The sequence below is a fragment of the Arthrobacter sp. 05L45_2 genome (genome assembly GCF_056397525.1).
The window spans coordinates 1-6,498 of sequence record NZ_JBFTNO010000179.1; the positions used below are offsets into that span (position 1 = coordinate 1).

1 protein-coding gene and 1 pseudogene are annotated in these 6,498 nt (G+C 67.2%); both read right to left on the minus strand.

Annotation, left to right across the window (positions count from 1 at the left end; translation table 11 throughout):
- Positions 1 to 1,124: pseudogene (locus AC1DHD_RS12835) on the minus strand (Ig-like domain-containing protein); the annotation flags it as partial.
- Positions 1,125 to 1,305: 181 nt separating this feature from the next.
- A partial coding sequence (locus AC1DHD_RS12840; protein WP_476880084.1) for an Ig-like domain-containing protein occupies positions 1,306 to 6,498 on the minus strand: 5,193 nt, incomplete at its 5' end.

Consider the following 6,498-nt stretch of genomic DNA (forward strand, 5'->3'; position numbering starts at 1 on the left):
ACGTCGTCCCAGTTGTTCACCAGCTGCATGTTCTGGTTCACCAACCACACATTCCCCGAATTCACATCATTAAGCACCACCACATCCCGGTTCACCCGGAACACATACGACGGCGACGCAGACGCCTTCGGGACCTCGACGTTCTTATCATCAACATCACTCACACAATCCCGCACATACTTATTCGCCCCAGCCCACGCAGCATGCACACACCCACCCAACTGCACCGGAGCCGCAGGAACCCCCTGACCCCCAAACGTCACCGTCTTCGCCGTCGAACCATCCAACGGCACCTCCAACAACGCCTTCGGCGTCGCCACAGCCACCGCATCCGCCCCCGGACCAGGCTGCTGCAACCGCGCATCCCGCGCATCCGCCAACCCCAACTCACGCCCGCCYGGCAACAACAACTTCCCCCGGCCAGCATCCAACACCACCGGCCGGTCCCCCACCACGGTCAACTGGATACCGCCGGCACCCTTCAAACCCTCCCAGGTACTCGCCTGCGAATCCGTCGCCCGCCCATCCGCATCCACACTCGTCACCGTCACCCGGCCCGACACCGGATCAGCACTATAAATCCGGTCATCAGCACCCACCACCGACACCGTCCCCTGCGCCCCCGACAGCACCGGCTCCGAACTCTCCTCATCAAAACCATTCACCGTCGACGGAGACAACGCCCACACCCGACCCCGCACCGCATCCGTCACCGCAATAACCCCGGACCCAAAACTCACCTGAGCCGACCCCGGCAACTTCTTATCCCCACCCAACCSCATCTGCGCCGCAGACACCTGATTCAACGTCGCCCCCGACGCATCATCAACAAAAACCGTCCCMGCATCCTGCAACACATCAAACGTCGTCGACGCCGGCGTCACCGCACCATCCAACACCCGCGACGGATAATTCAACCGCCCCACAGCATTCTTCGCCTTCGACACCACCCACACACCACCATCGTTCAAATCCACCTCAGTGGTCTTAAACCCCGGATAAATCACCGCACCCGCCACCAACACCACACCAGCCACCACAAAAGACCCCACCACCACACGACGCCGACCCGCACGCGTCCGCGGGCGAGGTGTGGCGGAACCCGGCTTCCGTGCTCCCAGCATGGCGAAAAGTCGTGTCACAGCGATTGGTGTTCCTTTGAGATTGCAGTGCAGAGGCCCCCGACAGCCCCGGGATCCGGGGCCGTGTCCCGCGACAGCCTACCCAACCATGGGTGGATGCGCGATGGGGAGGACTCCCCGCCGTCGGCCTTCGGGGCGGGTAGCGCGGGCGCTGGTGTGGCGGCTATGGCGTGGCTCCCGTCGGGAAGGTGCAGAGTGGGACGCCGCTGGCCCCGGGGGCACCGAGGGTGGTGTGCGTGGAGTTGATCCAGCGGGTCTGGTTCGGCGAGCCGCGCATGATGTAGTACCACTGGCCGTCCCCGCTGTAGTAGGTGCCGTGCGGCTTCCAGCACATGATGTCGAAGACGTCCGCGGCGCCCATCCAGGGCCGGTTGGTGCCGGTCTGCCCGTCGCAGGTGAAGTAACCAGGCTTGCTGTTGTCGTAGGAGGTGGCTCCGGGCAGGTCGGTGCAGCTGCGGGTCATTCCGCTGTTGAGCCGGGTGGTCCAGCGTGTCTTCTCGGCCCCGGACTGGGCTAACGCCGAGGCCGTTGGCCCTCCGGTGCCGCGTGAGTTCACCGTCTGGACCTGGATGGAGTRGCGCTCGTTGAAGCCGCCGGTGTTTACCGTCCGGCTTCCGGACGCGCCCACCCGTTCCCAGCCGCCGTTGTCGATCTTGATCTGGGTGTAGGCGATGTCGTGGCTGCCGGCATCCGGTGAGGCCCAGTTGAACGTGAGGTTCCGCTGGTTTTCGGCCCCGTTGGTGCCGGACGCGGACGGGGTGCCGGGCGAACCGTAGGGGTTCGCATTGGCGCCGGCGCTGGCGTCGGAGCTGGGTGCGACGGAGGAGTTGGCCGTCACCGTGATGGTGGTCCCTGCGCCGTTGGCGAACCCGCCCACGGTCTGGCCGGGTTTGATCGGGCCGCCCTGGCCGGTGGTGGCGCGGTAGGTGTAGCTGACCTCGGAGTAGGCAGACCCGTTCCGTTCCGCGGCGCTGAGCTCGCGGAAGTTGATGGTGACGGCCCGGCCGGCACCGCCGGTGTTGGCCGGGGTCGCGCTGACGCCGGAGACCTGGCTGAGTTTKCCGGTGGCGCGCCGCGGGGCCGAGGCTGCGCTGACGCCGCCCTTGCCGGCTTTGTTTTCGGCCTGCACGGTGAACGTGTAGGCCGCCTCGGAGTTGTTGGCGGTGAAGTTCGCCGTCTGTACCGTGCCTGCCACGGTCTGGGTCTGGTCCGGCCCGCCACCGCCGCTCATGGTGACGTAGTAGTTCTTGATCGCGTCGCCGTTGGTATTCGGCTCGTTCCAGTTCACCTTGAGCTGGTTGGAGGAGCCGACGGCGGAGGCTACCGACGTCGTCGGCGCGCCGGGGGCTGCCGGCACACCGGCGGGGTTGTCCTCCGCGGAGTACTGTCCCCAGTCCGAGGGGCCGAGTTCGTTGACGGCCTGGGCGCGCACCTTGTAACGGACGCCGTTGGTCAGTCCGGCCCAGGTGTAGTTCAGGCCGGTCACGCCGTTCTTCACGGCGACGCCGCTGGCCGGGGGTGGGGAAATTTCGAGGTTGTAGTTCTTCACCGGGGAGCCCTCGGTTTTGGCCGCGGGCCAGGCGATCACCATGTTCTTGTCGCCGGCCTTGACCGTGGGGGCCTCCGGTGGCGACGGCTTTTCATCCGGCCGGATCTCGTTGGACGCCGGGGAGGGGTCGGACTCGTGGACCTCGTTGGTGGCGGTGACCGTGAAGACGTATTTGACGTTGTTGGTCAGTCCGCTGAGGGTGCACGTGGTGGTGGCGCAGTCCTGGCTGAAGCCGTTGGCAGAGCGCACCGTGTATTTGGTGATGGCGGCGCCGTTGTCCGACGGCGGCGTCCACTTGAGGACGGCGGTGCGGCTGCGCACATCAGTTGCCGTGGGCGCCGACGGGGCGTCGGGTTTGTCCCGGACGGTGATGCGGACCCGGCCGTCGGTCTGCCGGGAGACGTCGCCGGTTTTGTCCGTCACGGTGTAGCGGACCACCATAACGCCCTTGAAGCCGGCGGCGGGGGTGACGGTGATGGAGTCACCGGCGATTGCCGGCTGTCCTGCCGCGGTGCCGGTCTCCACGGTGGCCTGGACGATCTTCAGCGGGGTGTCGGCGAAGGGGTTGAAGTCGTTTGCCAGCACGTTGACGGTCTCCGTCTTGCCAGCGTTGGCTTTTTCCACCACGTCTTCGTTGGCCACGGGGAGTGGCCGGTTGGAGGCCGTGACGGTGGCGGTGATGGTGGCCTTGACGGGATCCGAACGCCCGTCGGTGACCTTCAGCGGGATGCTGCCCTTCCACCCGGCGGACTTTCCGGCGTCGGCGGTGACCTTCAGGGTGGCCCCGTCCACGGTGGCCTTGAAACCCTCGGGCAGTGTGCCGTCGAGCTCGAACTTGAGCTTGTCCTGGTCGCCCTGGTCAACGTCCTTGGCCAGGTTCCCCAGCTCCAGGTTCGCGGTCTCCGCTTTCGGCACCTCGAGGCTGGCGCCGCTGAAGGTCGGAGGGTGGTTGGCGTTGGGGTCCGGAATGACCTTGGTGATGATGCTCAGCGTGGATTTCAGGCCCGCCGGGTCATCCGGTCCGGTCCCGTCGGTCACCTCGAAGGTCACCGACCCGGGTCCGACGTAGTCTTTGAGCGCGGCGTAGCGCAGGGCGGAGCCGCTGCCTGCCACCACGTTTTCCGGGGCGGCGCCCTGGACCTTGACCTTGTCCACCTGGGTGATCCGCGGGGTGCGGCCTTCCCTGACCCGGACATATTCGGCCAGGTCCAGGGTGATGTCCTTGCCGGCCATCACCTCCACGGGATCGGTCTTGGCCAGCGTGGGGTGCTGCTCGCCCTGGCCGGGAACCCAGATAACCGCCGTCGCACTCTGGCCGTCCACATCGGTGACCGTGTACGGGACCAACTGGTCGCCGGCGGTGAGGGCCACGCGGACGGTCCCGTCTCCGGCAACGCGGGCGTTCGGGTTGCCGTCGGGCAGGCCGATCTTGAGGTCCGCGGCGACGCCGTCGGGATCGGAATCGTTCCGCAGCACGGGGACGTCCACGGCGGACTTGCCGAGGGTCTCCGCGGGGGTGACCACGTCATCCTTGGCCACCGGCGGCTTCAGGGCCGCGTCCGGGCTGACGCGGACGCGGATCACGGCGCTGCCCTGGGCTTTTTTGTCGTCCTGGATTTTGTAGCTGACGCTCTCGTTGCCGGCCGCGGCCGGCGCCGTGAGCAGCACCTTGCCGCCGTCGGCGGGCTCGACGGCGAGTTCCGGGCGGGCCTCGAAGCCGTTGCGGACCAGGCTGATCGGGTCCCCGTCCGGGTCCGAGTCGTTGGCGAGTGCGTCCACGGCGATTTTGCGGCCGGGCCGGACATCCACGGCGTCATCCACGGCGATGGGTTTCTGGTTATTGCTTTCCTGCGGCGCGATGCCGACAATCACGGTGCCCGTGTTCTCGGCACCGATCCGGTCGCGGACCCGGTAACTGAAAGTGTCGGTGCCGGCAGCGTTGCCGGCGGCGGTGAATTCCAGGTACCCGTCCTTGACCACGGCGGTTCCCATTGAGGGGGCCTTGTCCACCCCGGTCAGCTGGACGGAGTCGCCGTCGCTGTCCACGCCGTCCAGCGGGACGGGGATGCGGACGGTCATCCCGGCCACCACGCGGGCGGTCAGGTTCTTGGGTTCGGGGCGGGTGTTGCGCTGGTCGTCGCGGGCCCGGATCCGGATGGAGACCTGCTGCGAGTCCGCTTGGCCGGAGGCGTTCGTGACCTTGTAGATCGCGTACACCGTTTTGGGGACGTCACCGGCAATGAAGCGCAGCGTCTGGCCGGAGGTGAAGATGCGGCCGTCGGCCGCGTCGGGCTTTTGGGCAAGTTCGGGTTCGAGGGTGAGTTTGCCGCCGTTGGGGTCCGTGTCGTTCTCCAGGACCGGGATGGTCACGACGTCGCCGACGCGTACGGTCGCCTCGTCGGGTTTGGCCTGGGGCGCCTGCAGCTTGGAAGGGGCAGGGACCACCAGGACGGCAATTTCCCCGCTGGCTGAGGCCTTGCCGTTGGAGATCGTGTACTTGACGTTGAGCTGGCCCTGCGCGCGGATGTCGGTGATCCTGACGACCGAGTGGTCCAGGACGGCCACGCTGAGCGGCAACCCGTCGGCGGCGGTCACGGACTGCACCACCAGCACGCCGCCGGACGGGTCGGAGTCGTTGCCCAGGACGTCCACCAGGACGCTGCCGCCGCTGGGCAGCAGCGCGGTATCGCGGACCGCCACCGGCGCGCCGTCGCCGCCGCCGGGGACGACGTCGACGCGCACCAGCTGCTGGGCGCTGGCGGGTCCGTTGGTGACCAGGTACGTCACATAGTGGGCGCCCACGGCGGTGGAGTTGAACGTAAACGTCTGCTGGTCGGCGCCCATGGTGGYGGTGGAGTTTCCGTCCGGGGTGACCTGGGCGAGGCGCAGGGCGCCGGCCTGCGGGTCGGAGTCGTTTTTCAGCGGGGCGATCACCGTGCTGACCCCGGCGACGGCCACAACGTGGTCGGCGTTCGCGATGGGGGGCAGGGCGCCGGGAGGGCGCACCTCGACGGTCACTTTTCCTTCGGCGCTGGCCCGGCCGTCGGACACCGTGACGGTGACGGTCTTTTTGCCGGGTTCCGAGCCGGAGTCCTGGAAGCTGAGCAGGCCGTCCGGCCGGACTTTCACCTGGTCGCGGGGGTCGCTGCTGGTCGCGCCGACAACAAAAAGGTCGTCKCCGTCGGGGTCGGCCCAGTCAGTGAGGATGTTCTGGCTGACCACTTTCCCGGACTGGACCACCAGGGTGGTGTTGCGGTTGGGTTTCTGCCGCGGCGCCGCGTTCTCGCCGGGCGGGATGATGTTGAGGGTGACGTCAGCGGAGGCGGACAGGCCGCGTCCGTCGTCGACCGTGTATTTGAACGTTTCGGAGCCGGTCTTGTCCGCGCCCACGCTGACCTGGAAGCCGGTGGCCCCGTAGATCGGGGCGAGTGTCCCGGACTTGAGCGGCTCCGGGGTCCGGACGGTGAGGATGTCGCCGTCCGGGTCGCTGTCGTTGTCCAGGACCGGGAGGATGGTGGTTTTCCCGGCGCGCACGCCGAAGGTGTCCGGTTTGGCGGTGGGCGGGCTGTTGGGCTTGGTGCGGTCCGGCAGGACGGTCTGCTGCACCTCGTCTGCGGAGTCCTTGTCAGCATCATCCGAGGTTTGTTTGGGCGGGATGACGTCGTCCCAGTTGTTCACCAGCTGCATGTTCTGGTTCACCAACCACACATTCCCCGAATTCACATCATTAAGCACCACCACATCCCGGTTCACCCGGAACACATACGACGGCGACGCAGACGCCTTCGGGACCTCGACGTTCTTATC